The following is a 25,244-nucleotide window of genomic DNA, read 5'->3' as shown; positions in this document are numbered from 1 at the left end:
ACGGACACCCTTGCTCTTGGCTAACCTCTACTTCTGTCTTCGGGGTTCAGGACTTGCACCCTATAGTTCATACGCATGCCGGGCGCACATTAAAAAACCGCGATAGCAAAAAAGCTATCGCGGTTTTATCGTGTTAATACCATTTCCCAACAATCGGGTAATCCCAATCTGTATCATTAAGAGCCTTCACAATACCTATTACTGGTACGACCACAGTCATAATCAAAAAAACCACTAAGAATGGAAGTCCAATTAATAAAAAACTAAAGATGCCTGAAACAACGACTAATGCCCACATAACAAATTGGAACAATAACGCTTGAATAGACAAACGTTTAATTTGTTTATCGTCAATAAATATATAGAATAGGATTGGCAATAATAATGGAGCAAAAAATGCACTTGCATGAAGAATTACTTTTAATCCTTTAGATTCCAATTAGAGCAACTCACTTTCATTTTTTTATATACTTCTTATCTATGTATACGATTAAAAAATCCATTAGTTTCATATTCAATTCAAAAAAAGGAACATTATTATTATCCTTGCGTCCTCTGTAGTAACGAACAAAAAGGAGGAGTATTCCTTTGAAAAAAGTATTGTTATTCATCGGAAGTATCGCGCTATGCTTAATTATTTTCATTGCAATGCCATATTGTTTATTGAAAAATTCATTTTCTAATGATTGCGAAACTAAAACTTCTTCATGCTCTAAAACCATCGAGCATAAAATAAAAATCATCAACTCAATCAGTGATTCGGATTTGCTACATCAAGATACTATTGAAAATCCGACCCAAAAAAGTAATAGGAATCAAATTGAAACCGACAACTAAATTCTATAAAATATATAAGAGGGTCGCTATATAGAAGCGCCCTCTTTACTATTTATATAATATTCAACGTCTCTCCGTGACAATACGATGCCATTTATGAGAGGATAGTTATATATTAGTTGAAACGAGGACTATCTATGATTCGAACCCTTGGCATTACTAACAATCAAGAACTAAAAATGGATTTTCCACTAGAAGAAATAAGTAAGAACTCTTTTGAATGGTATTGGGTTGATTTTGATGAACCCTCAGTACAAGAAGAACTGCTACTTAGTACATTCTTTCACTTTCATCCACTAGCTATTGAAGACTGTTTAATGCGTTTACAACGGCCAAAGCTCGATTACTATGACGACTACCAATTTTTAGTTTTACATAAATTAAATGAGAATACCTTTGAAGCTGAAGAGGTTAACATGTTTGTTTCCAAGAAATTTATAGTAACTTTTCATAAATCACCAGTAAATGAATTTGATATCGTCCGTTCACGTTTACAAGATCAACCTCAGAACTGGGAACGCGGTGCTATTTTCGTCACTTACCAAGCAATAGATAAAATCGTTGATAGTTATTTCCCTATGGTCTACAACATTGAAGATCATTTAAATACAATTGACGACGAGCTAAATTACCAAAATAACGCTAAATCAATGCGCTATGTGTTTGACTTAAGAAGTGATTTACTCCATATTCGACGTACTATTTTACCAATGCGCGACCTATTATATCGCATTTTAAACTCCGAACGCTTTGCACTGATTAAAACTGAACGGGCTTACTTTGGCGATGTCCATGACCACCTCATCAAACTAACCGAAATGGTCGAATCTAATCGCGAACTTACGGCTGATATGCGGGACAGTCATATGTCGATGAATGCAAGCCGCATGAATGGCATTATGATGATTTTAACTATTATTTCCTCAATCTTCATTCCATTGACCTTTATAGTAGGTGTTTACGGTATGAACTTTGAGAATATGCCTGAATTACATTGGCAGTACAGTTACTTTATCGTTCTAAGTATTATGATTTTCATTGCCGTATTCATGTTAGTTTGGTTCAAATACAAAGGCTGGTTTGACTTATTTAAACCATAAAAAATGCAGGCTCCTCACAATTGGTGAAGAGTCTGCATTTTCACTTTAGTCCATCATCCTTAGCATCTTTTAAGCCAAATAAAACAAAAGAAATTACACCTGAAAATAATGCTGCACCTGCTGCTATCATTATACGAGAGTTCATAGGAACCTCTGTATAATCTTTATTCAATAACATCATTGCTGATACCACTACAACAGCCATTATTGGTAAAGCAAATTTCATTCCACGTTTACGATCCATTGACCAATACATCCTTTTCTCCAAGACATTTCTTATATTGTAGCATGGACACCCTATAAGAACACTGTGAAACAATATGTGACATCGATTGTTCACTTCTTTGTATCAGCTTAAAAGGGTCTTTTTTTATAAAAAGACCTAGTAAATCCCTATATCATTACTTTATACCTCTAATTTTTACTTGAAATATCCCTATTTATTAATTAATTATTACTATATTCACAATAAAATGATATATATATTATGTTTATAGATACGTTAAAAATGGTAGAATAGAATCATCATAAACTAAATTTCGCTAATAGGGAATGGAGAAATTGACGTGTCAATTTGGACAATGAGAAAAACTAGTAAAGTAAAAGAACACTATTTTCAAACAGAACACTATATAAATCAAGTTACTTTAAATGTAACGAGACATCATGATATACAAAAACAATTTCAATTATTAGATTTAAAAAAACAAGATTTAGCTATCTTAAAACAACTACAACCATTAACACAGGAACTTATAACAGAAATGGTCGAGAAATTTTATGATGCTATCAGTCAATCAAATAATTTAATAAGTATTATTCAAAATCATTCTGAAATCAACAAGTTAAAAGTGACATTGTCACGTCATCTATCTGAAATGTTTGAATGTCATATTAATGACGCTTATATTGAACAACGCAAAGTTATAGCAAAGGTACATGTTCGTATAGGTTTACAATCTAAGTGGTATATTAATTCATTCCAATCTTTAACTACATCTTTCATTCGTTTTGTTAATAGTCTGGAACTCGATACGAAAGATTCTACTTTAGCAATCGAGGCATTTTCTAAGTTAATAAATCTCGAACAACAGTTAGTCATCGAGGCTTATGAAAATGAACAAGACCGCGTCAGAGAAAAATCGGATGAAACAAAACAAAAGGTTGTTACCTCAGTTCAAAGCACAGCACAAGAGTTGTGTGCCATTAGTCAAGAAACAACAGCCTCACTACAATCTTTAGCTAGCCAATCAGATGATATTGCGCAATCAACGCAACAAGGACTAACGTTCGTTACTTCTACTCAAGAAAAGTCTGATAGCGGCAGAGAACTATTAGATGCGCAAACAAAGTTGATGAATAAAATGTCTTCAAGTGTCTCATTATTAGATGAAACAATGAATAAATTACGTATTTCATCCAATGAAATCACACAAATTGTGCGTCTAGTAACAGACATTGCAGATCAAACCAATTTACTTGCTTTAAACGCTTCAATTGAAGCGGCGCGTGCTGGTGAACATGGTAAAGGTTTCGCTGTCGTAGCTGACGAGGTACGTAAATTAGCTGAGGAAACGAAAAGTGCTGTTCACAATGTCTCACTTCTTATCAAGGATACCGAAAATAACATCGAGAATATGTCGACTTCAGTGAAGGATGTTGATGTTCAAATCTCCAAAGGCGTTGAAATGCAAAGTGACCTTTCACAATCCTTCAACATTATCGCTGAAGCGGTCGCAGGTATAAAAGAGAAAAATGAAAATACAACAAAAGACATTACTAGTATTTCTCATCTACTTGAGGATTTAAGCCAAGGAGCTGCTCAGGTATCTGCATCATCTGATCATTTAATTGAAATTACGAGCCAACTAAATTAAGAAAACAGACTGTTCGCCCATGAAAAGTCATGGTGAACAGCCTGTTTTTTTATTTTTGATAAAATTTCTTTATTCCATAAAAGCCACCAAATACAAATATAACTACAACAAAAATGATAGCTATAATACACATCATTTCTGACATCTTTTTACGCTGTAATATCTCGTTTGGTGAAAACAATATAACTAATTGCCATGAAAATGACTACGTAAACTGATAACACCGTAAGCGCAAGTGCCATTGTTGTACCTTCAACCAATCCAGTACCATATACAAACTGTGTTAAATCCGTATACGTAAAGAATAAGTATTTTACAAATTCATATTTTCTTAAGAAGAGTACAACATTACTTCCCATAAACCATAGGAACATTGAAATACCAATTGCTAAAGCATTTGAACGGAAAACAGATCCAATCATAAAGGCAAATGTTGCAGTCACGAAAATATTAACTGATGAAATTAAATATAAATACAATGAGCGTAGCCAAATCGACTGTTCTACTACTTCACTGCCATTCCATTTCAAGTAACCTACACCACTTGAATCAAATAGTATAAGACCAATAATTACAGAGGTAATCCAAGTGACTGCCGCCATAGCTATCCCGAATAATAATACCGTAGCAAACTTGGATGTTAGTATTTTCCAACGTTTTACTGGTCGCGTTAATAACATTTTAATTGTACCTTCTGAAAACTCAATTGCCACAATTCCTGCCGCAATAACGACAACAAACATAGTAACTAACGACAACATACCACTAGAGTCTAACACAAAGCTTTCCATACTCGCTTCATTTTCAGGTGCAATATCATTCTTCAGGCGATATTCTGATATACTATTTTTTTCGATTAAATTTTCTTTTTCATCTTTAGATAGACCATCTTCTTTTAGCGTTTTTTTATTCTCGGCAATAGCAATCTTTTCTTGTTCTTGCCAACTCAACTTCGGTGCATCTTTCCCTTTAGCCTTTTCTGTAGTCACGGCTCCACCAGTTGAATCATCTTCAGCACTATTTTTAGACGATATCCACTTATTTAACCCAGCCAAACCAATGACTAATACGATAAGCATAATTAACATAATCCAAGTGGCTTTTTTACGCCACAACTTCATCCACTCATTTTGAATTAGTTTCAGCAATTTGGCCACCTCCTGTCATTTCTAAGAATTGATCTTCTAATGTTTTATGATAAGGATTTACTGCATAAATATTAATATCACTAGCAACAAGTGACTGCACAATTGCTGGAATTTGTGTTTTTTCAGCCTGTACGAGCCATCCCTTTTCATGCTGTTCAAAAACAATACCTGCATCAGCAAAGACTGTCGTGATATTAGCATTTTGTTCTGTTTCAATATAGTAATGTGACTGCTCGTCATTTTTCATTTCACGCATATCAATTAACTTACCATTTTGAATAACCGCAATTCTGTCACACATTAATTCTATTTCAGAGAGTAAATGACTTGATACGAAAACAGAGACACCTTCCTCCTCCGCAATTTTACGTAAATAGTTACGGAATTCTCGAATACCTGCTGGATCCAAACCATTCGTAGGTTCATCTAATATTAAAAACTTCGGTTTATTTAGCAAAGCCTGTGCTAAACCTAAACGTTGTCGCATCCCTAACGAGTACGTCGATACTTTCTCACGAATACGCTTTTCTAAACCTACTTGACGAATAACTTCATCAATTCGCTCTTTTGTTACGTTTTTATTCATACGTGCAAAATGTTCAAGGTTTTTATAGCCTGATAAGTATTTATACATCTCAGGATTTTCTACGATTACACCTACTTTGCTAATCGCTTCCTCAAGATGACTTTGTACCGACTGGCCATCGATGAAAACCTCACCGCTCGTTGGCTTCATAAGACCTACCATCATACGAATTGTTGTCGTTTTCCCCGCTCCGTTTGGTCCTAAAAATCCCGTAATTTGACCGGGATACAAAGCTAAATTTAAATCATGGATAATCTTCTTACCTTTAATTGTTTTTGATAAATTTTTTAGTTCAACAATTGGTTTATTGTCCAACTTTGTCACCTTCCTTCAATAAATTTTTCAACCATGTAATCGTATCTTGGTTGTATACTTCACGGATGTTTTCAATTTCTTCCTGAGCCACTATTTGTCCTTTTTGAAGAACGATAATACTATCTAACAAAGGTTCAACTTCCCTAATTTCATGAGTCGAAAGGAATATTGTTTGTGTTTCTGAATCTGTAAATTGAATAAGCCCTTTAATCAAATTCTCGCGTACGAGCGGGTCAAAACCAGAGAATGGTTCATCCATTAAATAATAAGATGCATCTCGCCCTAGTGTAGCTGCCATTTTCAAACGCCCACGATTACCCTTTGACATATTCCTCAGCTTTACATCTAATGGAGTATTCAAAAACTGTGCGACAATACAAGCTTTGTCATAATGGAAATCTACGAATTGTGAGTCGTAATAACGGAAAAGTTCCTCTCCAGTAAAGTAAGGATAGAACAAATCTAAGTCAGGTAAGTAAGCGATATGCTCAGCACTCCCTCGATTGGCTTTTCTACCATCTAATTGTACTCTGCCGCTCGTAGGATGTAATAAACCAGCAATTATTCTTAACAGCGTAGATTTACCACTACCATTTTCTCCAGCTAACCCTATAATTTTCCCATTTGGGATAGTAAAAGAAACATCGGTTAACACAGTTTTTTTTCCGTATTTTTTAGTGATTTTATCAACTGTTATCATACTTACTCACCTCGTTCCTTTGATTGCAATACCTCTATCATTTCCCTTTGAGTAAAGCCTAATGACTCTATACTGTGAATGAAACTTTCAACTAAACCTAACTTCATCTCTTCACGTAGTTCAGCTAGTCGCTCACGGTTTTCCGTTACGAATGTACCTTGACCACGCTTCGTTTCCGTAATATCCAATTGCTCCAACTCCTTGTATACGCGCTGCATTGTATTCGCATTAACGCCGACTTCAACAGCATATTCCCGAACTGATGGAAGGCGATCTCCCGACTTTAAACTTCCACGAATAATATCACCACATATACGATCCACGAGCTGTTGATAAATTGGTTTATCCTTCAAAAAGTCTGCTGTCATCGTTGTTCAACTCCTCGATCAAGCCACTTTAATGCGATAACGTAGAAGAGAATTGTTACGATGGAATAAAATAGGATAGATCCCAAATAAAGATTTTCTAGTAAACCAGGTATTTCAGTTATCTTAAGTACCACTTTCCGAAATGAAGGCAATGGGATTTCTAACGTATTAACCCACTTTTTCACCCGTGCTAGCTCTAACATTTTTGACCAAAGTAAAGTGGCTATCACTCCAACCAGAACGGTAATAAACCCAGTGAAATTCCCAGTGTACGGTTTTATTTTCATATGGAAAATCCATAACAATAACACAGCAACAAACATAAACAATGAGTTTGATACGAGTAGTAATAGAAGGTAAATACCAAGTAAAGTTAACTCACCTAACTCGGCAATATGGCCAGCTACTAGCAAAGTAATACCCGATACACCCAACACCACAAAGACGGCAACTTCAAAAAGGATACTATAGGCAATTTTAGAGCTTATGATTTGCCCTGTTGAAGCTGGCGTATGCAACCATACATCTAATCTTTTTGCATCTTGATTTAAACTGATGCAAAATTGAATCAATACTATAAAACTCACTAATAGTACCCAAATCCCAGTTATTACAATTGCAATCTCTACATATTTGCCCTCCAAAGGAAAAACCTTCATTAGCCCTATTGGTACCAGGAGAATTGTCACAACTGTAGCTAATATAACTCCCCATATCCAAGAACGGTATAATAACCATTCCCTTCGAAATAGGCCTTTCCATTTTTCCATAAGTATACCTCACATGTTCTAGTGTACTAGATATATGGTACACTAGAACAGCGATAAAATGCAAGTGATTTTGTAAATTAATTTCCAAACAGTTGTCCATATGTTATCTCGTTAATCGTCCCACGCCTTGATACTACTACTTTAATCTCATCCTAAAATAGCATCAATTTTTTTCCGTATTTGTTTTTCTTTATCTTCTGTCATTTCGAAACGCTTCTCAAGTTCATCGCAAGTAGTAATCACTTGATTCAATGTCTCTTCTACGTGCTTTTGTGATGATTTAATACGTGAATGCAATGACCATTCCGAGAAAATATCATCAAACACATAGTCCGCAAATGTAATAAATGAACCTCGCTCAACTTGTAAGTTTTCAATTTGGACTTCCTTCACATCCAATAGTTCTGTTTGGAAATTTTGAAGTGCGACCTGCGCTTTATGGATAGCATTTTCAGTATCATCTAATTCACCGTGTTTTAAAGCGGTCGCAATAAATCCACCACCTAAAAACGTATCCCATGTAGAATACCCTTCAGCATTGTCTAAACGTTTCAGTGCAAACTGCAGTGATCTCTTCGCTACATCTCCGGCTTTCATTGCCTCTTCTATTTCCCGTTGTAAAGTCGTTAGTAACGATCTTTCTTCATACAACTCTCCCAATAGACGACACTCTGGTAAATTATTTTTGAAAATGAATTCTTCCTTCTCCTTAATAATTGCACTCCATCTATCATCGATATTTTGCCAGTTAGGATTATTAAGTTCCGTTTGTATTTCAGATAAATCAGCTTGTATCGTCTCTTCCATCATCTGGGCTTCACGCCACTTTGCTTCTGCTGCTGTCATTTCAGATAATTCCTTTAATCGAATCTCGTCCTGCTTGCCTGTCCACGTTCTGAACATATTTAAAAATGAAAAGCGGTCTAGTTTATCGACATCCTTTGTTTCTTTCTGTAACTTTCTATAATATCTCCCCGCTCTTATACCTATCTCTTCCAGTTGTTCTTGAAGTGCAATTTGGCGGCGCAAAACTTTATCTCTTTTATCCATCTCAAACTTTAATTCTGCCTGCTGATCATCTAGTTGCTGTAACATCCATTCAACCTCCCAAAATTACCTTTTATTAACATACGGAAAAATTAGTGAAAAAGTTTCATTTATTTTGCTAAACTAAAAGAATAATCGTGAGAGGGTGATCGTATTGGTTACTTTATATATTACAAGACATGGTCAAACAGAGTGGAATATAGAAAAGCGGATGCAGGGCTGGTCTGACTCGCCTTTAACAAAAAAAGGACGTCAAGATGCTGAAAAATTAGGAGAAAAATTGAAAAAGATTCCCTTTTCTGCAGCATATATTAGTCCAAGTGGACGTACTGTACAAACCGCTGAAATTCTTTTAAAGGGACGAGAAGTAACTACTATTCTAGATGAGGATTTACGAGAGATTAATACTGGTGAATGGCAAGGAATGACTTTAAGTACTATTGAATCCAAATTCCCTTCCCAATATGCTACTTATTATGAACAACCCGAGAATTTTAAAGCTACTTCTGGGGAAAATTTTCATGATGTAGAAAAGCGAGTTCTTGCAGCGTTAGATCGTATACTTGAAGCCCAACACGATGGAAATGTTTTAATCGTCACACATAGTGTTGTAAAGAAATTACTTATCAATTATTTTAAAGGAAATCCATTAAACTCTCTATGGGCCCCCCCTTTTATACATGGTACGAGCTTAACCGTTGTAGAAATAAATAGTGACGGACAAGCAACTTTAAAACTCGTTGGTGATACTTCACATTTTGAATAAAAAAACGTCCTTCTGCACGTAGACTCATGCATGAAGGACGTTTTTTTAGTGAGGCATTAAGCGTTTCGCTTTACGGTGCTCGCGACGGGCAGGACCAGATTCGAATAATCGTTTTTCTGCTTCTGTTTCCGGGAACACACCTGGTACCGGAGTAGGTCTACCATTTTCATCGATTGCAACCATTGTCACAAAAGATTCCGTTGTTAACTTTTGTTCACCTGTTAATAAATTGCGAGAAATTACACGTACATAAACTTCCATAGAAGAACTACCAGTAGTAGTTACTACACTTTCTAGCTCTAGAACATCTCCAACATGCGCTGGCGATACGAAATCAACTGAATCAATAGAAGCTGTAACAACTGCGCTTTTTGCATGCTTCATGGATGTAATCGCAGCAATTTCGTCAATATAAGCTAAAACTTTTCCTCCGAAAATAGAATTCATATGATTTGTATCAGGGGGGAGAACCAATTTCGATTGTATAGTACGTGACTGGCTCATCGGGATTGCTTCTGTCATTTTCTAAACACTCTCCTAAATCTTTTTTATTTTCTCATGCTAAGTTCATTTTAAAGTTAATGTGCTTGTTATTCTACAATTCAGATAAAAATAATATCCAAAATTATAAATGACAATTTCACACCTAAAATAGCTTGGGGAAAACGGACTTATTAGACTAATAATGCTAATAATTATAGATTATTTTCCATAGCTTCTCCATACATAGCCACTTGTATTCTAAAAGGTAGAACTATGTTATTTTAAAGACCTGTATTTACCGTAATAAACTTCAATTCTGTCATATCTTCTACTGCAAATTTAACTCCTTCACGCCCATAACCGCTCATTTTCACGCCACCATACGGCATATTATCAGTGCGGAATGTGGGAATTTCATTAATAATAACAGATCCTGCCTCTAATTCATCCGCTGCACGCATAGCATCATCTAGCTTATTAGTGAAAATTCCCGCATTCAAACCAAGGTCAGATGCGTTCAATAAATCGATTGCTTTGTCGAATGTTTCATATGGAACAATCGACACAATCGGTGCAAATACTTCTTGACAAACTACCTTCATATCAGATTCGACATTCGTCATGACGGTTGGTGTCATTATACGTTCAGTAAATGTCCCGCCAGTTGCTACGATTGCTCCTTGGGCTTTTGCTTCTCCAACCCATTCTGCAATTCTCGATACTTCTTTCGGATTAATCATTGCGCTGATATCTGTTGAACTATCAAACGGATCACCCACTACTAATTTTTCCGTTTCTGCTACAAATGCCTTTGTGAATTCATTGTAAATCGATTCATGAACAAAAATGCGTTGCAACGAAATACAAACTTGTCCAGCAAAGCCAAATGCCCCGTTCACACAACGACCTACAATTTTTTCAATCGGTGCACTTGGTTCTATAATTAACCCAGCATTTGAACCAAGTTCAAGTGTAATTTTACGTAAGCCGACCCGTTCTTTGATTTTTAAACCAACAGATCCACTTCCCGTGAATGTTACTTTTTTTACTGCTGGATTTGTAACAAGCTCTTCACTTAGCTCACTTCCGCTACCCGTGACGATTTGAAGCACACCATTTGGTAAACCTGCTTCTTCAAAAATTCCGGCCATTACAATACTGCTTAATGGCGTTTGCGTTGCCGGCTTTAAGACAACCGTATTTCCTACAGCAAAAGCTGGCCCTAATTTATGTGCCACCAAATTAAATGGAAAGTTAAATGGTGTAATAGCAGAAATAACACCAAGAGGCACTCGCTTCGTCCAACCAATTCGGTTTGTTATCCCAGGTGCCGCATCCATTGGTACTGTCACACCATGTAATTGTTTGGCTTCCTCTGCCGCAAATTGATAGGTAGCAATGGTACGATCTAACTCACCTAGACTTGCTGTAATTGGTTTTCCCGCTTCATACGTCAAGATTTCTGCCAATTCTTCTCGGCGGCTGCGCATTATTTCAACGACACGATATAAAATTTCAGCTCTTTCATATGCAGTTGTTTTTTTAAAAGATTGAAATGCTTTATGTGCTCCTTCTATAGCACGTTTCACATCTGTTGGTGTTGCCTTTGCCACTTTCGCAATTACTTCACCACTATACGGAGATTGTAGTTTATAGCTCTCTGCTGTATCTTGCCAACTTCCATCTATCCAAAGTTTTGTTTCTTTCATTTTAAATCCCCCCTATATCTCGATCACTACGCCTCTCCATGTTAACACTATTTTTTTGCCCCATCGTAAAAATGCTCTTAACTACCACCAGCGCTGTTTGCTGCAGTAGATGAACTGACAATCACTGCGGTTGAAATCATCGCAGCTTGCTGAGCCTGTAGAATAGATTCTATGGAGGTGAGTACTGTCATTGTCGTTCCAGTTTGTGCTTCAATTAAATGCTTTGTTTCAAGCTGAACTGCGATTGGTAAAATCATCTCTTTATAACCCCAATTAAAGAGCTTCATCTGTTCAAGGTCGTAATAGACATCAACAATTTGTTGTAGGAGTTCGTCTTTCGCACCAATAGCCCCCAACAAACCAATTACCATATAATATGATATTTTTACTTTAATACCCGCACTTTTCAAATAATCACGTACATACAACACACTTTCCGTAAGTTGGCGGTTATAGCTAGCACTCCATTGTAATTCATCACTAAAAACGATTACCCTTTAAATCTTTAAAATAATGTTAAATGTAGATTCAGATCGTTTCCTTGAGATTGGTAACTCATTTGAAAAGGCGCATTCTGAACATGTACATTATGGAAAGTTAGGTCAAGCAAGCACTAAAATTATTACAATGAAGCCACTTATCAAATACGGTACAACTTGGCTAAATAATCATGCAAAAGGGTCTCAAGCTACTTAACGCTAGAGACCCTTTGTTTTTATAAAAACTTTTTTACTTCTGAATATTCTACTTCAGTAAACGCACGTGAACGTGTTAAAAATCGTTTACCTTCAACACCTTCAAGGGAAAACATGCCCCCACGCCCATCCACAACATCAATAATGAGTTGGGTATGCTTCCAATAATCATATTGGCTTTCGTGCATATAGAAAGGAACTTCCCCTATTGAACCAAGAAGTACATCGACATCTCCTAGGATTAAGTCCCCTTCAGCATAGCACATCGGTGAGGAACCATCACAGCATCCACCTGATTGGTGGAACATGATAGGTCCATGTTTACTTTTAAGCAAGTCGATTAACGCTAAAGCCTCATCTGTTGCAATAACACGTTCTACCATGTTCAGAACACACCTTTCTTAGAAGAAGCCTTGTGCACCTTCACAGTAACTTACTAGCAAGTTTTTAGTCTGTTGGTAATGATCGAGCATCATTTTGTGATTTTCACGGCCAATACCCGATAATTTATAACCACCAAATGCAGCATGGGCTGGATATTGGTGATATGTGTTTGTCCAAACTCGACCCGCTTGGATTCCACGCCCCATACGGTAAGCTGTGTTCATATCGCGAGACCAAACACCTGCACCTAATCCGTATAATGTATCATTTGCAATTTCAAGCGCCTCTGCTTTGTCTTTGAAAGTTGTCACAGAAAGTACAGGGCCAAAAATTTCTTCCTGGAAAATGCGCATTTTGTTGTGTCCTTTGAAGACAGTTGGTTTCACGTAATAACCAGTTGCAAGTTCACCATCAAGTTCATTTTGTTCACCACCGATTAAGCAATCTGCACCTTCTTGTTTACCAATATCAATGTATGAAAGGATTTTCTCAAGTTGTTCATGAGAAGCTTGAGCACCCATCATGACATCAGTATCAAGAGGATTACCTATTTTAATCTCAGCAACACGTTTCAACGCTTTTTCTATGAATCTATCATAAATAGACTCTTGTATTAAAGCACGTGATGGACATGTACATACTTCACCTTGGTTTAGGGCAAACATAACAAACCCTTCAACTGCCTTATCTAAAAATGCATCATCTTGATCCATTACGTCTTCAAAGAAGATATTTGGTGATTTACCACCAAGCTCAAGAGTGACAGGAATTAAATTTTGAGTTGCATATTGCATGATTAAACGACCAGTAGTCGTTTCACCAGTAAAAGCAATTTTTCCGATTCTTGTACTTGTAGCAAGTGGTTTACCTGCTTCTAGACCAAATCCATTAACAACGTTTAATACGCCTGCTGGTAATAGATCTTGGATTAACTCTAATAATACAAGGATTGATGTTGGTGTTTGCTCAGCTGGTTTTAAAACAATACAGTTCCCTGCCGCTAATGCTGGAGCCATTTTCCAAACACCCATTAGTAAAGGGAAGTTCCAAGGGATAATTTGTCCAACAACGCCAATTGGCTCATGGAAATGATATGCTACTGTATCATTATCTATTTGACTAATTGAACCTTCTTGAGCTCGAATAGCACCAGCGAAATATCTGAAGTGATCAATCGCTAATGGTAAATCCGCGTTTAATGTTTCACGTACTGCTTTACCATTATCCCAACTCTCAGCTACTGCTAAAAGTTCAAGATTTTCTTCTATACGATCTGCTATTTTATTTAGGATACGTGCACGTTCAGTAACAGAAGTAGTCCCCCAACTATCTTTTGCTGCATGTGCCGCGTCTAATGCAAGTTCGATATCTTCAGAAGTTGAGCGTGCTACTTTTGTAAACACTTGCCCTGTTACTGGTGATACGTTTTCAAAATATTGACCATTTATCGGTGCTACCCATTCGCCTCCAATAAAGTTATCATATCGCTCTTTAAAGTTAACTAGAGCACCTTCAGTATTAGGATTAGCATAAATCATCATCTATCTCCCCTTTTGAAATAATTTAAAACTGCCCACATAGAATACGCTTACATTTACATTAAATAGAGAAATTTTATATTATTCAAGTGGTTGTCTACATTTACTATATTCCCTTACTTTAGAAGAAATTACAACTTAAAGAGCTCAATTTTTCAGAAAAGAATTTATGCTATCATGTATAATTATATTACTCAAAAAAAGGTGGAAGATTATGCGTATAAATAAGTATTTAAGCGAGTCAGGAATTGTTTCAAGACGCGGAGCGGACAAGTGGATAACAGATGGTAAAGTAACGATTAATGGTGAACCAGCAACTTTAGGGAGCCAAGTAGAAGACGGTGACAAAGTGTGTGTAGACGGTAAACCAGTCGGTAAACAAAATCAATTTGTTTACATTAAATTAAACAAACCAGTTGGTATAACAAGTACAACAGAAAAACATATTAAAGGAAATATCGTAGACTTCGTTAACCATCCACTACGAATTTTCCATATAGGTCGCTTAGATAAAGATTCAGAAGGGCTTATATTATTAACAAATGATGGCGATATTGTAAATGAGATTTTACGTGCTGAAAACAAACATGAAAAAGAATATATTGTTAAAGTGGATCAACCTATCACTACTCACTTCTTAAAGAGATTGGCTGAAGGCGTAGAAATTTTAGATACTACTACGTTACCTTGTAAAGTTGAAAAACTATCTAGCAATACATTTAAAATCATTTTAACGCAAGGTTTGAACCGCCAAATCCGTAGAATGTGTTCATCTTTAGGATATGCAGTAACAAGCCTACAACGAATTCGTATTATGAACATCAAACTCGATAACCTACGTGTCGGTGAATGGCGTGACTTAACTGAAAAGGAAAGCTCAGAATTATTTGGTTTACTGAATTATAAACCTAAGAATTAAATTAACGGTTAAGATAAATATTTGGGAGGGCTAGACAATGATTTCAATCAAGAGTACAGAAAATTTGACTGGCGCTCGCATTAGTGGCGACTTTTGGGACTTCGAAGAACTCGTCCATGCAATACATCACATCACTACTCTTGACGAGCTACAATGTCCTTATGAGGGTGCTCGTATTAGGATTTTAAGTGTCTCCTATGATATACGCCTTGCCGCACAAGGTAAGCATAATATCGAATTCGTTATGAATGGGATGCATAAAGACATTATAAAATCACAGAATGTCATTGTTCCCGAACAAAATGTTTATCTATCCGTTGAAGTATTGTGGCCTGAGTTGCTTTTTGCAATAATTGCTCTAAATAAATTTTTTCGATTACAACAAGACCATAACAATTATCATGAGTGGAATTTACATATGACCACCATTCGAAAATTCCAAGCCAATATAATCGACTGTCTGAAAGATTCAATGAATCCCAATGATTTTAAACTTTTCACAAATATGCTTCAAGTCCATCAAACATCTATAGCAGACTATGCAGTTCAATATATAGACCTATTAAACCTGAAGTTCATCGAAATGACGCCAGAGGAAAGGCAAATGAATCTATTATCATTTGCTTACAAAATTGCATATGAAGACACTGAATACCTCATATTAAAAAAACAGTTACTTGAAACAGCCAATATTACCAAAAGCCCCATTCATAAAATGAAGCTACCCTTAAAATATCCTAAAGAAATTGAATGGTAATTCAAAATATGTAAGGAGCAAATTGTAAAATCATGGAATGATCCATTCAACAGTTCCCAACAAGCAAAGAGCTGGGCACTTAGCTCGTCAAGAAAGTACGTAGGGCTACTAATAGTGCCTTACTCATTAGCTTATATTATTCAAAGCTTTGGAAATGGCTCGAAAATAATGATCGAGTACTTTTAACTCTGTATCACACAAATCATCCATTCTATAGGATAAATACAGTTTCTTTAGATTTTTTAATACTCTTAAAAAATCTAGTGCTAAAATATTTGGAGTAGTTTTAGCTAAAGTATTTTCACCTTTTGAGGGATGAACAGTAATATTCACATCATGATTTTTAATTTTAAAAGCTAACTTATTAGTGCAAGTCTTCCCGAAATCAGAATAGCTAGATTGTTTCTGTTGCAATAGTAAATTTAGAATTCCTTCGCACATACTTTCTATTAACATAAAATGGTGCATGGTTTCAAATTCACATATACCATTATCACCATAAGCAAACGTGAGAATAGCATTAAATTCAAATAGATTCGACCAGTGCACTTCTCCATCATGGATATCTATAAATGATTCGTCATCATCCAATATGGTTATCTTAATCATTAGTATTCACTCCAGACTTAATAGCTATTTATCACATTATGGTTTATAGATTTTACTAAGGTATACCACCTTTATAATACCCTATAATTTAACAATTTTAAATTACATAAAAACACCTTCGATAAGTTGTATGTATTGTTTACATACTCGAATCGAAGGTGTTTCTATTTTTTTATAAATTAAAGCTGATACTTATTTTTTTACAAGCCTCCAAGATATGCGGCTTTAACTTGTTCAGTTTCCTTCAGCTCTTTTGCAGTGCCAGATAACACAACTCGACCTGTCTCGATAACATAGGCGCGGTCTGCAACAGACAATGCCATATGCGCATTTTGTTCAACAAGAAGTATTGTAGTACCCTCTTTATTTATTTCTTTTATAATGTTAAAAATCGTTTTCACCATAAGCGGTGCAAGACCCATAGATGGCTCATCAAGCAATAATAATTTTGGTTTTGCCATAATTGCACGACCCATTGCGAGCATTTGTTGCTCACCACCAGACAAAGTACCTGACTGCTGCTTACGACGCTCTAACAAACGAGGGAATAGCTCAAAGACTCGTTGTAAATCCTTTGCTATGCCATCTTTATCTTTACGTAAGTAGGCACCTAGCTCCAAGTTTTCCTCAACCGTCATATTTGCAAATACACGACGTCCCTCAGGAACATGTGAAATACCCGCTTTAACGATAGATTGTGCTTGCTTCCCTACAATAGAAGAAGCAAGATACTCAATTGATCCTTGCTTAGGTTTTAACAAACCTGATAATGTTTTTAATAGTGTACTTTTGCCTGCACCATTAGCACCGATTAATGTTACTATTTCGCCTTCATTTACCTCCAAGGAGACGCCTTTTAATGCTTGGATATTGCCATAAAATACATTGATGTCATTCACTTTAAGCATATTATTCTGTAACCTCCTCACCAAGGTAAGCTTCAATAACCTTTGGATTATTACGAATTTCTTCAGAGGTACCGTCCGCGATTAATTGACCATGATCCAATACATAAATTCGTTCGCATATGCCCATTACCAATCCCATATCATGCTCAATTAGTAAAATAGTTAAATCGAACCTCTTCCGAATTAATGCGATTAATTCCATCAAGTCCTTCGTTTCTTGAGGATTCATTCCTGCTGCAGGTTCATCAAGAAGCAGTAGTTTTGGACTTGCCGCTAGTGCACGCGCAATTTCAAGACGACGTTGCATTCCATACGGTAAGTTTTTTGCTAATTCGTCTTTATATTTATCTAGACCAAATATTTTCAAAAATTCAATCGATACTTCTTCCATTTTGGCTTCTCCGGAAAAGAAGCTTGGTAAACGAAATACTGAACTGAATATAGAGTGCTTCGCTAATGAATGGTTTGCTACTTTAACATTGTCTAGTACAGATTGCTCTTTAAATAATCGTATATTTTGGAATGTACGACTGACACCACTTTTTGTGACTTGGTGAGGTGACATATTATTTGTCCGCTTGCCGTCAAATATGATTTCACCTTCCGTTGGTTTATACACACCCGTTAGCATGTTAAAGCTCGTCGTTTTACCGGCACCATTTGGACCAATTAAACCGATTAATTCTCCTTGAAATAACTCTAGATCCAAACCTTGCACTGCCTTTAATCCACCAAATTGAATGCCGACATTTTCTACTTTAAGAAGAAGGTTTTTGGTCATCTAGATTACCTCCTTTAGAACGCTTACCAAATTTAAAGTAATCTGTAATTTCCTTCGTACCCATCAAACCTGATGGACGATAAAGCATTACAATAATTAATACTAAACTATAAATAATCATACGCGTTTCCGGGAACTCTGTAAGATACATAGAAACCAGTGTTAAAAGGACCGCTGCGATAATTGCTCCTGACAAACTTCCTAAACCACCTAAGACTACATAAATTAAAATATCAAATGATTTTAAGAAACCAAATTGGGTCGGTTGAATAAGGAAAAATTGGTGAGAAAATAATCCTCCTGCAAGGCCTGCAAAGAATGACCCAAGTGCAAATGCTACAACTTTATAATAAGTTGTATTGATTCCCATTGCATCCGCTGCAATCTCATCTTCGCGTACTGCAATGCAAGCTCGCCCGTGTCTTGATTTAGTAAAGTTTGCGATTACCACTACAGTTAGCAGTAAACTGAAGAATGCATAGGTCCAAGTTGTTAATTGGTTAATAGGCATACCAGCTGCTCCACCAACATAATCCATATTCAAGAAAATAATACGAATGATCTCTGCAAATCCTAATGTTGCAATTGCTAAATAGTCACCTTTTAAACGTAGTGATGGAATACCAATAATCAATCCTGCTACAGACGCTACGATGGCACCAACTAATAATGCTGCGAAAAATGGTAGCTCAAACTTCATCGTACAAATTGCTGAAACATATGCACCGACTGCAAGGAAACCTGCATGTCCGATGGAGAATTGCCCTGTAATACCGATAACTAAATGCAAGCTAACCGCCAAAACAACATTAATTGACATTAAAATAAATAAGTTAGAATAGTACTGATCTAGCTGACCACCAGCAATCATCCCTTGGATAACTGCATACACAATAATTGCCGCTACAAAATACATCCAAAACACTTTAGACTTTTTCATAAGTACCATTCACCTACACTTTCTCACGGGTGTTCTTACCAAAGATACCCGACGGTCTAAAGATCAATATTAAAATTAAAATTACGAATGCCGCTGCATCACGCCACAATGAGAAACCAATTGCACTTACAACTGTTTCAACGACACCAAGCACCATTCCTCCGACCATTGCACCTGGAATAATACCGATACCCCCAAGTACAGCTGCTACGAACGCTTTAACCCCTGGAATGACACCCATTAAAGGATCAATTTTTGTATAATAAACTCCGAAAATAACACCCGCGGCTCCAGCTAGCGCTGAACCAATTGCGAAAGTCGCAGAAATTGTATTATCTACGTTAATTCCCATCAATTTTGCTGCTTCGGCATCATGAGAAACAGCCCGCATTGCCTTACCAATTTTCGTTTTATGTACGATAAATTGTAAAATAAGCATTAAGCCTACAGATACAGATAAAATCATCAATGACTGCGAACTAATATTTGCTCCAAAGAAATTAAATGTTTTATTTGAAAGCACATCCGGATAGGCTTCGGGCTGAGCACCTCGTATGAAAATCATTCCATATTCGATGAATAAAGAAACACCAATTGCGGTGATTAATGCTGCAATTCGCGTTGCATTCCGAAGTCGTTTATATGCAATACGTTCTACCAATACGCCAAATATTGCACAGGCTACCATTGCTATTAATAGAGCTGGGAAGAATCCCAACCCCCATCCAGAAATGGCATAGAATCCAATAAATGCACCAATCATAAACACATCTCCATGTGCAAAGTTGATGAGTTTAATTATCCCGTATACCATCGTATAGCCTAAGGCGATGAGCGCATATATACTACCGAGTGAAATACCGTTTACTAACTGTTGCACCCATTCCATAAAATCTCACTCCTTCTAAACCTAATAAGAGATAATAAAAAACGAAAAAGGGGGACAGCGCCCCCTTTAGCTAAAAAAATTAAGGATTAACTTTAGAGTTGAACACTTGTTTTCCGTCTTTATATTCAAGAACTGTTGCTGATTTCACTGGGTTGTGGTCTTTGTCAACTGAGAAATTACCTGTGATTAATGTTAAATCTTTAGTCGATGCTAATGCATTTTTAACTGCTTCACTGTCAGTAGAACCTGCACGTTCGATTGCATCTTTAATCCAGTACACTGAATCGTAACCTAATGCATTGAATGCATCTGGTGCTTTATCGCTATTTGCTGCTTTGAATGCCTTTACGAAATCTTGAATCTTAGCATCTGGATCTTCAGAAGAGTAGTGGTTTGTGATGTAAGTATTGTTTAAAGCTTTTGTTCCAGCAAGTTTCACAAGTTTAGGAGAATCCCAACCATCAGCACCCATTAAAGGAACATCAATACCTAACTCACGTGCTTGCTTTACAATTAAACCAACTTCCTCATAGTAACCAGGGATGAAGACGAAATCAGGTTTCGCTGATTTTAAACGAGTTAATGTAGCACGGAAATCTGTATCTTTCGCTACATAAGATTCTGTTACAACTGTACCTCCATTATCTTCAATCACTTTTTTGAATGCCGATGCAAGACCTTTCGCGTAATCACTCGCACTATCTGCATAGATTGCTACTTTTTTAGCTTTTAACTCATTTAAAGCAAAGTTAGCTGCAATCTGACCTTGGAATGGATCAATGAAACAAGTACGGAATGCATACTCATTAAGCTTTCCCTTATCGTTAATTGTAATGTTTGGTGCAGTACCTGAAGGTGATACAACTGGCATTTTTTGTTGATTTGCGATTTGTACAGTTGCTACCGTAGAACCTGAAACTGCAGGTCCGATTTGAGCTACAACTTTTTCTTTAGTAGCTAATTTAATTGCTGCAGTTGTTGCTTCAGCAGCATCTGATTTATTATCAATCTTAACTGGTACAATTTTTTTCCCATCAATACCACCAGCATCATTAATTTCTTTAATTGCTAGGTCTGCACCTGTTGCAATAGACGAACCGTAAGATGCCACGTTACCTGATAGTTCCAAGTTCATACCTATTTTAATTTCGTTGCTGTCTTTACCACTACTACTAGTACCACCAGATTCTTCCCCTTTACTACCACAACCTGCTAAAGCTCCAATAATCAATGAAGAAGCTAAAAATACAGAAGCAAATCTTTTTAGTTTGTTTTTTGATACCATATGAATCCCCCTTTAAGTATAAAACTATATTTTTAGATATTTCTGATAATTATAAACAATTAGATTACTATAAGCAATACAATAAAATAATATTTTAATAGCTTATCAGTCTTTAACGAGTTTTAATTACATTCAATATATTAAAACATTCTGTCAATTCCGTCTATATAAATTTTTAGTTAATTTTAAATATTCTTATATATTATGTTAGTATTATTGTTTTATATACTATTATTCTTATTAAATAGTATATTTATGTTATTTTATAAGAATAAAGAAATCTCGAGAAACATAAAATTCCTCGAGATTTCTTTGTTAAATTTAGCTATTTTCTTTTGATAATTTCACTGGCCAAAATGCAAAGCGACCAGAAACTGTAGTTAATGCTGGTACTAATAGTGGGCGAACGATAAAAGTATCTAACAAAATCCCAATTGCAGTCACAACGCCAAATTGAACAAGCACTTGAATTGGCAATGTTGCTAATACAGCAAAGGTTCCAGCTAAAATAAGCCCTGCGGACGTAATAACACTACCGGTATGCACAACGCCGTCTGCCACTGCATCCTTATGGCTATGAGTTCGTCGTTTCTTCCATATCTCTGACACCATGAAAATATTATAATCTTCACCTAATGCTACTAAAAATACGAAAGAATACAGAGGAATAGATCCTTGAATTGCCTCTGCTCCAAGACTGTAAAGTGAATTTTATTTACAACATTTTATTCATAACGAAATAGTAATATTCTTTCATTGATATTGTGCGTAGAAACTTCTTTAAGGAATATTTCCTTTTCTAATTCAAAGTTGGTCTCATATTCCAAAAAATGCAAATATTCTAATGGAGGATAGTATAAAATAAGGTGAATTTGACGTGGTTTCTCTTCTACAGAGCGTAAAATATTGTCCACTACTTTACGGAAGATTTGAACAGAGAATGGATTAAAAAAGAAAAACACATTTTCCTTTTGCTGAATTAAATAATCTTGTGCTAATACACATTGAAAATCAATAGCATTATTTTTCACACTGTTTTTCTTCATATATTGTGTTTTATTCGATAAAGCATTTTCGTAAAAAATCGAATTCATTTCAACTCCAATAACCTTTGTATGAAAGCGGTGATGCACATAAAAAGGTACACGCCCCTTACCACAACCCATATCCACCACACAATCCGTACGTTGAAGACTATATTTTCCAAAAAGTTGTTCTAACGCGGCATATGGCGTAGGTTCATAGCGGTGGTAATGCGTCAGTGTTGGATAGCCATACTGATCTCCTGTCGTTTGAATATGTAAAAGTTGATCAAATTGTAGTTCATTCATAATTGTAGGCACCTACTTTTTTATTATTAAATGTCTTAATACTATAACTTTTGATTATATAATGATTATCTCTTATTAATAGCCTCACAATTTAATAATAATTTAACGGCAGGGAAATGGTGAATAAAATGGCTCATTTAGCAAGCAAAGTCTTCTTTATAACTGTTAGTGGTGCAGTAATGGATAAGAAATCTCTCGTATTGATGTAAAAAAGACCGCTCGCACGTTAGTTAAAGCACTCTACAAAAGATTAGAGTCTAGGAATCTAATCTCCTATGGCTACTACTCCGGGCTCTACACTATGTAGGTTAGCTCACTAATTTTAATCCGTTTTTATTAAATATTTTAATGAACTTACTTATTTAAATAACAAAAGCTTACCAATTGTTCTGCTATACGATTAATTGGCAACCTTTGTGTTTCAAAGTGAAGGTTAGGTGGGTTTCACTGACTGCACCGGCAATCAGATATCGGCAGTGCTTAATCATTTGTTAGTGGTACGTCTACGTTTAATACGAAGACGTAGATAGTGGCCATAATCATACATGCAACAGCTATTGAACTTACTATAATCGTTTCTTTTGAGTATTATTTACTGATTTTTTTACCTGATACACCAGTCGCCTAGTCATCATTTCCTCCTCGATACCACCTTGCGAAATGGCATGCTTAAGTTCCTTTCGACCTTTAACAGTAAACTCATCTTGATACCTCATAATCTCCTGTTCCCTTTATCTCTTATTTGTTACTAGTTAATGTACTTTCGATATCATAATCCTCATATAAAGAAGACAACCATGTTGAATAATTTACATCTATTTTTTCATTCATTAATGCTGTTATCACATCATCTTTTGAGTTTTCAAATGTTGCTTCTTTCCCAGCTTTTTTTGCTGTAACTTTAATAATGTGGTAGCCATAATCCGTTTTGATAGGATCACTTATTTTATCTACTTTCATAGAAAAAGCTACTTTTTCAAAGCTCTCATCCATTACACCTTTGCCAAAATAGTTTAAGTTGCCTCCGTCTGAAGCACTTGCAGTGTCAGTTGAATACGCACTAGCAAGTTCTGCAAAATCATCTCCATTTTTAATTTTTTTCGCCACTTCTTTTGCTGTATCCTCATCTTCAACTAAAATATGGCTGGCTTGTACTTGTTCTTCTTGAGAGAAAGTGTCTTTATTTTCTTTAAAATATGTTTTTAGCTCTTTTTCAGTAATATCAATTGTTGGTTCTATCAATTTTGTAGTTGTTAAATACGTTTTGATGTTGTCCTTTGCATTTTGTAATGTCGTAGCATTAGATTCTAGTGCTGCTTCAAATGCCTCTTTACCACCATAAGACTTTTGCAAGTCCTCTAGCTCTGCTTGAATCTCTTGATCTGAAACTGTAACCTTTTGCTTTGTAGCTTCTAGTTCAATGACTTTACTTGTAATCAGTGTACTAAGTGCATCAGTCCCATATTGAGAGACAAGTTCTTTATTTAACTCTGATTGGGTTATTTTTTTTCCATTAATTTTAGCAACGTAATCATTAGCACTTGGCACTGTTATATAATAGGTAATTAACGTAATTAGTAAAATTAATGGGGTTCCCATGACGAGTATGAGGCGTTTACCAATCCCCTTCTTATCTCCTGCCATTTCGTTTGTCATTTATCTCATCCTTCCTTAAGTTCCGTTCTTTACAAAACCTACTTTACAGAATCAATGTGTCAGCTAAATGTCGGAATCTATATTTTTGAAAGAAAAAAATCCAATTCGATTTTGCGATCCAATTGGAGTTCTAGGCTGTTATTATATATTTACTTTTGGAATAATTATTCTAAATGTTGTACCTTCTTCAGAGCTTTCAACAAGATGTAAGTTTCCATGGATAGACTGCGCCATCATTTTGCTTAGAGGTAACCCTAGACCTAAACCCCGAACTTCATATTTCCCCATACGTTCTCAATTAGCTGATCTCGTGTAAATGTTTGGTTTGGATGCTCAGCTAAAAAACATCTAATGATAAATCTCTTGGTGTCAAATCTATTTCTTGATCATTCACAAGTACAACATGTGATTGTATGTTGATTTCTAAGTTACCAAATTTCCTCTTAGGTGCTTTATCACTTTGTGTTCTTCTTAAAACAAGCCTTCACACGCGCAACAACCTCTTCTGCTATGAAGGGTTTTGTGATGTAGTCATCTGCACCTTCATTTAACCCTTCCAGACGATAATTGACTTCACCTAAAGCTGTTAACATGATAACTGGACAAGAACTTACTTGCCGTATTTCCTTTAAAATCTCCCAACCGCTTTTCCCCAGGGAGCATAATATCTAATAAGACTAGATTAGGATTACATTCATGGAATTTCTTAATTGCATCAGAACCATTAAAGGCCTGCTCTGTTTGAAAATCCACCTTTTGTAAATATACCTTCAACACTTGGCTAATCGAACATTCATCTTCTACAATGAGTACTTTATCCATACAAATCCCTCCTACTCGCTATTA

28 protein-coding genes and 2 pseudogenes are annotated in these 25,244 nt (G+C 35.9%); 7 read left to right on the top strand and 23 right to left on the bottom strand.

Annotated elements, in window-relative coordinates:
• Positions 1 to 133: 133 nt before the first annotated feature.
• Positions 134 to 439 (bottom strand): DUF4870 domain-containing protein, encoded by a 306-nt coding sequence (locus tag ACQKMD_RS14825; protein ID WP_427752918.1) that lies wholly within the window; start codon positions 437 to 439, stop codon positions 134 to 136.
• Between the two features lie 149 nt (positions 440 to 588).
• On the opposite strand from ACQKMD_RS14825, the gene ACQKMD_RS14820 reads away from it, so the two are divergent.
• Positions 589 to 837, top strand: a complete 249-nt coding sequence (locus ACQKMD_RS14820) for a hypothetical protein (RefSeq protein WP_427752917.1) — start codon at positions 589 to 591, stop codon at positions 835 to 837.
• A gap of 137 nt (positions 838 to 974) precedes the next feature.
• Positions 975 to 1,937 (top strand): magnesium/cobalt transporter CorA, encoded by a 963-nt coding sequence (gene corA / locus ACQKMD_RS14815; RefSeq protein WP_427752916.1) that lies wholly within the window; start codon positions 975 to 977, stop codon positions 1,935 to 1,937.
• Between the two features lie 40 nt (positions 1,938 to 1,977).
• On the opposite strand, the gene ACQKMD_RS14810 is transcribed toward corA, so the two are convergent.
• Entirely contained in the window at positions 1,978 to 2,181 is a 204-nt protein-coding gene (locus tag ACQKMD_RS14810; RefSeq protein WP_427752915.1) for a hypothetical protein, read from the bottom strand.
• 322 nt (positions 2,182 to 2,503) lie between these two features.
• On the opposite strand from ACQKMD_RS14810, the gene ACQKMD_RS14805 reads away from it, so the two are divergent.
• Positions 2,504 to 3,814: a protoglobin domain-containing protein gene (locus tag ACQKMD_RS14805; protein ID WP_427752914.1), complete on the top strand. Its 1,311-nt coding sequence runs from the start codon at positions 2,504 to 2,506 to the stop codon at positions 3,812 to 3,814.
• A gap of 149 nt (positions 3,815 to 3,963) precedes the next feature.
• Here ACQKMD_RS14805 and ACQKMD_RS14800 read toward each other — a convergent pair whose 3' ends face one another.
• The 6 genes from ACQKMD_RS14800 to ACQKMD_RS14775 form a co-directional block, all read right to left on the bottom strand.
• On the bottom strand, positions 3,964 to 4,971 hold the full coding sequence (locus ACQKMD_RS14800) for an ABC transporter permease subunit (protein WP_427752913.1): 1,008 nt from the start codon (positions 4,969 to 4,971) through the stop codon (positions 3,964 to 3,966).
• Positions 4,940 to 5,863 (bottom strand): ABC transporter ATP-binding protein, encoded by a 924-nt coding sequence (locus ACQKMD_RS14795; RefSeq protein ID WP_427752912.1) that lies wholly within the window; start codon positions 5,861 to 5,863, stop codon positions 4,940 to 4,942. Before ACQKMD_RS14795 ends, ACQKMD_RS14800 begins: the two co-directional genes overlap by 32 nt.
• Positions 5,853 to 6,563 (bottom strand): ABC transporter ATP-binding protein, encoded by a 711-nt coding sequence (locus ACQKMD_RS14790; RefSeq protein ID WP_427752911.1) that lies wholly within the window; start codon positions 6,561 to 6,563, stop codon positions 5,853 to 5,855. The genes ACQKMD_RS14795 and ACQKMD_RS14790 overlap by 11 nt, the downstream gene beginning before the upstream one ends.
• A 2-nt stretch (positions 6,564 to 6,565) precedes the next feature.
• Entirely contained in the window at positions 6,566 to 6,931 is a 366-nt protein-coding gene (locus tag ACQKMD_RS14785; protein WP_427752910.1) for a GntR family transcriptional regulator, read from the bottom strand.
• Positions 6,928 to 7,701 (bottom strand): hypothetical protein, encoded by a 774-nt coding sequence (locus ACQKMD_RS14780; protein WP_427752909.1) that lies wholly within the window; start codon positions 7,699 to 7,701, stop codon positions 6,928 to 6,930. The genes ACQKMD_RS14785 and ACQKMD_RS14780 overlap by 4 nt, the downstream gene beginning before the upstream one ends.
• A 147-nt stretch (positions 7,702 to 7,848) precedes the next feature.
• On the bottom strand, positions 7,849 to 8,796 hold the full coding sequence (locus tag ACQKMD_RS14775) for a hypothetical protein (protein WP_427752908.1): 948 nt from the start codon (positions 8,794 to 8,796) through the stop codon (positions 7,849 to 7,851).
• A 97-nt stretch (positions 8,797 to 8,893) separates the two neighbouring features.
• Here ACQKMD_RS14775 and ACQKMD_RS14770 point away from each other — a divergent pair, with 97 nt between their 5' ends.
• On the top strand, positions 8,894 to 9,514 hold the full coding sequence (locus tag ACQKMD_RS14770) for a histidine phosphatase family protein (RefSeq protein ID WP_427752907.1): 621 nt from the start codon (positions 8,894 to 8,896) through the stop codon (positions 9,512 to 9,514).
• Between the two features lie 45 nt (positions 9,515 to 9,559).
• On the opposite strand, the gene ACQKMD_RS14765 is transcribed toward ACQKMD_RS14770, so the two are convergent.
• From ACQKMD_RS14765 to ACQKMD_RS14755, 3 genes are all read right to left on the bottom strand, one after another.
• The gene (locus ACQKMD_RS14765; protein WP_427752906.1) at positions 9,560 to 10,036 is read right to left on the bottom strand and encodes an acyl-CoA thioesterase; all 477 of its coding nucleotides are present in this window, start codon (positions 10,034 to 10,036) and stop codon (positions 9,560 to 9,562) included.
• A gap of 242 nt (positions 10,037 to 10,278) precedes the next feature.
• Positions 10,279 to 11,706, bottom strand: a complete 1,428-nt coding sequence (locus ACQKMD_RS14760; RefSeq protein WP_427752905.1) for an aldehyde dehydrogenase family protein — start codon at positions 11,704 to 11,706, stop codon at positions 10,279 to 10,281.
• Positions 11,707 to 11,783: 77 nt separating this feature from the next.
• Entirely contained in the window at positions 11,784 to 12,197 is a 414-nt protein-coding gene (locus ACQKMD_RS14755; RefSeq protein ID WP_427752924.1) for a DUF4003 family protein, read from the bottom strand.
• Between the two features lie 22 nt (positions 12,198 to 12,219).
• Here ACQKMD_RS14755 and ACQKMD_RS14750 point away from each other — a divergent pair, with 22 nt between their 5' ends.
• Positions 12,220 to 12,402 carry a hypothetical protein gene (locus tag ACQKMD_RS14750; protein WP_427752904.1) on the top strand — a complete coding sequence of 61 codons (183 nt, stop codon included), beginning with the start codon at positions 12,220 to 12,222 and terminating at the stop codon, positions 12,400 to 12,402.
• Positions 12,403 to 12,421: 19 nt separating this feature from the next.
• Here the strand turns inward: ACQKMD_RS14750 and ACQKMD_RS14745 are convergent, their stop codons facing one another.
• Both ACQKMD_RS14745 and adh read right to left on the bottom strand, forming a co-directional pair.
• Positions 12,422 to 12,784, bottom strand: coding sequence for a DUF779 domain-containing protein (locus tag ACQKMD_RS14745; RefSeq protein ID WP_427752903.1), 363 nt, complete (start codon positions 12,782 to 12,784; stop codon positions 12,422 to 12,424).
• 18 nt (positions 12,785 to 12,802) lie between these two features.
• Positions 12,803 to 14,323, bottom strand: coding sequence for an aldehyde dehydrogenase (gene adh / locus ACQKMD_RS14740; protein WP_427752923.1), 1,521 nt, complete (start codon positions 14,321 to 14,323; stop codon positions 12,803 to 12,805).
• Between the two features lie 214 nt (positions 14,324 to 14,537).
• Here adh and rluF point away from each other — a divergent pair, with 214 nt between their 5' ends.
• Complete coding sequence (gene rluF, locus ACQKMD_RS14735; protein WP_427752902.1) at positions 14,538 to 15,242, top strand: 23S rRNA pseudouridine(2604) synthase RluF; 705 nt, start codon at positions 14,538 to 14,540, stop codon at positions 15,240 to 15,242.
• Between the two features lie 37 nt (positions 15,243 to 15,279).
• On the top strand, positions 15,280 to 15,999 hold the full coding sequence (locus tag ACQKMD_RS14730) for a DUF6904 family protein (RefSeq protein WP_427752901.1): 720 nt from the start codon (positions 15,280 to 15,282) through the stop codon (positions 15,997 to 15,999).
• A gap of 126 nt (positions 16,000 to 16,125) precedes the next feature.
• Here the strand turns inward: ACQKMD_RS14730 and ACQKMD_RS14725 are convergent, their stop codons facing one another.
• From ACQKMD_RS14725 to ACQKMD_RS14680, 10 genes and pseudogenes are all read right to left on the bottom strand, one after another.
• A complete protein-coding gene (locus tag ACQKMD_RS14725) occupies positions 16,126 to 16,608 on the bottom strand; it encodes a hypothetical protein (protein WP_427752900.1) in 483 nt (160 codons plus the stop codon).
• Between the two features lie 200 nt (positions 16,609 to 16,808).
• Entirely contained in the window at positions 16,809 to 17,516 is a 708-nt protein-coding gene (locus tag ACQKMD_RS14720; RefSeq protein ID WP_427752899.1) for an ABC transporter ATP-binding protein, read from the bottom strand.
• A 1-nt stretch (position 17,517) separates the two neighbouring features.
• Positions 17,518 to 18,297 (bottom strand): ABC transporter ATP-binding protein, encoded by a 780-nt coding sequence (locus ACQKMD_RS14715; protein WP_427752898.1) that lies wholly within the window; start codon positions 18,295 to 18,297, stop codon positions 17,518 to 17,520.
• Complete coding sequence (locus ACQKMD_RS14710) at positions 18,275 to 19,237, bottom strand: branched-chain amino acid ABC transporter permease (RefSeq protein ID WP_427752897.1); 963 nt, start codon at positions 19,235 to 19,237, stop codon at positions 18,275 to 18,277. The genes ACQKMD_RS14715 and ACQKMD_RS14710 overlap by 23 nt, the downstream gene beginning before the upstream one ends.
• Positions 19,238 to 19,250: 13 nt before the next feature.
• On the bottom strand, positions 19,251 to 20,126 hold the full coding sequence (locus ACQKMD_RS14705; RefSeq protein WP_100795284.1) for a branched-chain amino acid ABC transporter permease: 876 nt from the start codon (positions 20,124 to 20,126) through the stop codon (positions 19,251 to 19,253).
• A gap of 79 nt (positions 20,127 to 20,205) precedes the next feature.
• Positions 20,206 to 21,411 (bottom strand): ABC transporter substrate-binding protein, encoded by a 1,206-nt coding sequence (locus ACQKMD_RS14700; RefSeq protein WP_427752896.1) that lies wholly within the window; start codon positions 21,409 to 21,411, stop codon positions 20,206 to 20,208.
• A gap of 321 nt (positions 21,412 to 21,732) precedes the next feature.
• Positions 21,733 to 22,113, bottom strand: a pseudogene (locus ACQKMD_RS14695) (MMPL family transporter); the annotation flags it as partial.
• Positions 22,114 to 22,136: 23 nt separating this feature from the next.
• Positions 22,137 to 22,742, bottom strand: a complete 606-nt coding sequence (locus ACQKMD_RS14690) for an SAM-dependent methyltransferase (RefSeq protein WP_427752895.1) — start codon at positions 22,740 to 22,742, stop codon at positions 22,137 to 22,139.
• A 738-nt stretch (positions 22,743 to 23,480) separates the two neighbouring features.
• Positions 23,481 to 24,398 (bottom strand): foldase protein PrsA, encoded by a 918-nt coding sequence (locus tag ACQKMD_RS14685; RefSeq protein ID WP_427752894.1) that lies wholly within the window; start codon positions 24,396 to 24,398, stop codon positions 23,481 to 23,483.
• Positions 24,399 to 24,679: 281 nt separating this feature from the next.
• A pseudogene (locus ACQKMD_RS14680) lies at positions 24,680 to 25,220 on the bottom strand (response regulator transcription factor); the annotation flags it as partial.
• Positions 25,221 to 25,244 lie beyond the last annotated feature (24 nt).

The sequence above is a fragment of the Viridibacillus sp. NPDC096237 genome (assembly GCF_050278625.1).
In the GTDB taxonomy this organism is placed as follows: domain Bacteria; phylum Bacillota; class Bacilli; order Bacillales_A; family Planococcaceae; genus Viridibacillus.
The sequence above is the reverse complement of the archived record's forward strand: the minus strand, read 5'-3'. Positions and strand labels throughout refer to the sequence as shown.

Excerpts from the sequence above, each read along its gene's own strand:
- corA (WP_427752916.1), top strand. The coding sequence starts at position 975 with ATGATTCGAACCCTTGGCATTACTAACAATCAAGAACTAAAAATGGAT.
- ACQKMD_RS14810 (WP_427752915.1), bottom strand. The coding sequence starts at position 2,181 with ATGGATCGTAAACGTGGAATGAAATTTGCTTTACCAATAATGGCTGTT.
- ACQKMD_RS14790 (WP_427752911.1), bottom strand. The coding sequence starts at position 6,563 with ATGATAACAGTTGATAAAATCACTAAAAAATACGGAAAAAAAACTGTG.
- ACQKMD_RS14785 (WP_427752910.1), bottom strand. The coding sequence starts at position 6,931 with ATGACAGCAGACTTTTTGAAGGATAAACCAATTTATCAACAGCTCGTG.
- ACQKMD_RS14780 (WP_427752909.1), bottom strand. The coding sequence starts at position 7,701 with ATGGAAAAATGGAAAGGCCTATTTCGAAGGGAATGGTTATTATACCGT.
- ACQKMD_RS14775 (WP_427752908.1), bottom strand. The coding sequence starts at position 8,796 with ATGTTACAGCAACTAGATGATCAGCAGGCAGAATTAAAGTTTGAGATG.
- ACQKMD_RS14765 (WP_427752906.1), bottom strand. The coding sequence starts at position 10,036 with ATGACAGAAGCAATCCCGATGAGCCAGTCACGTACTATACAATCGAAA.
- ACQKMD_RS14760 (WP_427752905.1), bottom strand. The coding sequence starts at position 11,706 with ATGAAAGAAACAAAACTTTGGATAGATGGAAGTTGGCAAGATACAGCA.
- ACQKMD_RS14750 (WP_427752904.1), top strand. The coding sequence starts at position 12,220 with ATGTTAAATGTAGATTCAGATCGTTTCCTTGAGATTGGTAACTCATTT.
- ACQKMD_RS14745 (WP_427752903.1), bottom strand. The coding sequence starts at position 12,784 with ATGGTAGAACGTGTTATTGCAACAGATGAGGCTTTAGCGTTAATCGAC.
- adh (WP_427752923.1), bottom strand. The coding sequence starts at position 14,323 with ATGATTTATGCTAATCCTAATACTGAAGGTGCTCTAGTTAACTTTAAA.
- rluF (WP_427752902.1), top strand. The coding sequence starts at position 14,538 with ATGCGTATAAATAAGTATTTAAGCGAGTCAGGAATTGTTTCAAGACGC.
- ACQKMD_RS14730 (WP_427752901.1), top strand. The coding sequence starts at position 15,280 with ATGATTTCAATCAAGAGTACAGAAAATTTGACTGGCGCTCGCATTAGT.
- ACQKMD_RS14725 (WP_427752900.1), bottom strand. The coding sequence starts at position 16,608 with ATGATTAAGATAACCATATTGGATGATGACGAATCATTTATAGATATC.
- ACQKMD_RS14720 (WP_427752899.1), bottom strand. The coding sequence starts at position 17,516 with ATGCTTAAAGTGAATGACATCAATGTATTTTATGGCAATATCCAAGCA.
- ACQKMD_RS14715 (WP_427752898.1), bottom strand. The coding sequence starts at position 18,297 with ATGACCAAAAACCTTCTTCTTAAAGTAGAAAATGTCGGCATTCAATTT.
- ACQKMD_RS14710 (WP_427752897.1), bottom strand. The coding sequence starts at position 19,237 with ATGAAAAAGTCTAAAGTGTTTTGGATGTATTTTGTAGCGGCAATTATT.
- ACQKMD_RS14705 (WP_100795284.1), bottom strand. The coding sequence starts at position 20,126 with ATGGAATGGGTGCAACAGTTAGTAAACGGTATTTCACTCGGTAGTATA.
- ACQKMD_RS14700 (WP_427752896.1), bottom strand. The coding sequence starts at position 21,411 with ATGGTATCAAAAAACAAACTAAAAAGATTTGCTTCTGTATTTTTAGCT.
- ACQKMD_RS14690 (WP_427752895.1), bottom strand. The coding sequence starts at position 22,742 with ATGAATGAACTACAATTTGATCAACTTTTACATATTCAAACGACAGGA.
- ACQKMD_RS14685 (WP_427752894.1), bottom strand. The coding sequence starts at position 24,398 with ATGACAAACGAAATGGCAGGAGATAAGAAGGGGATTGGTAAACGCCTC.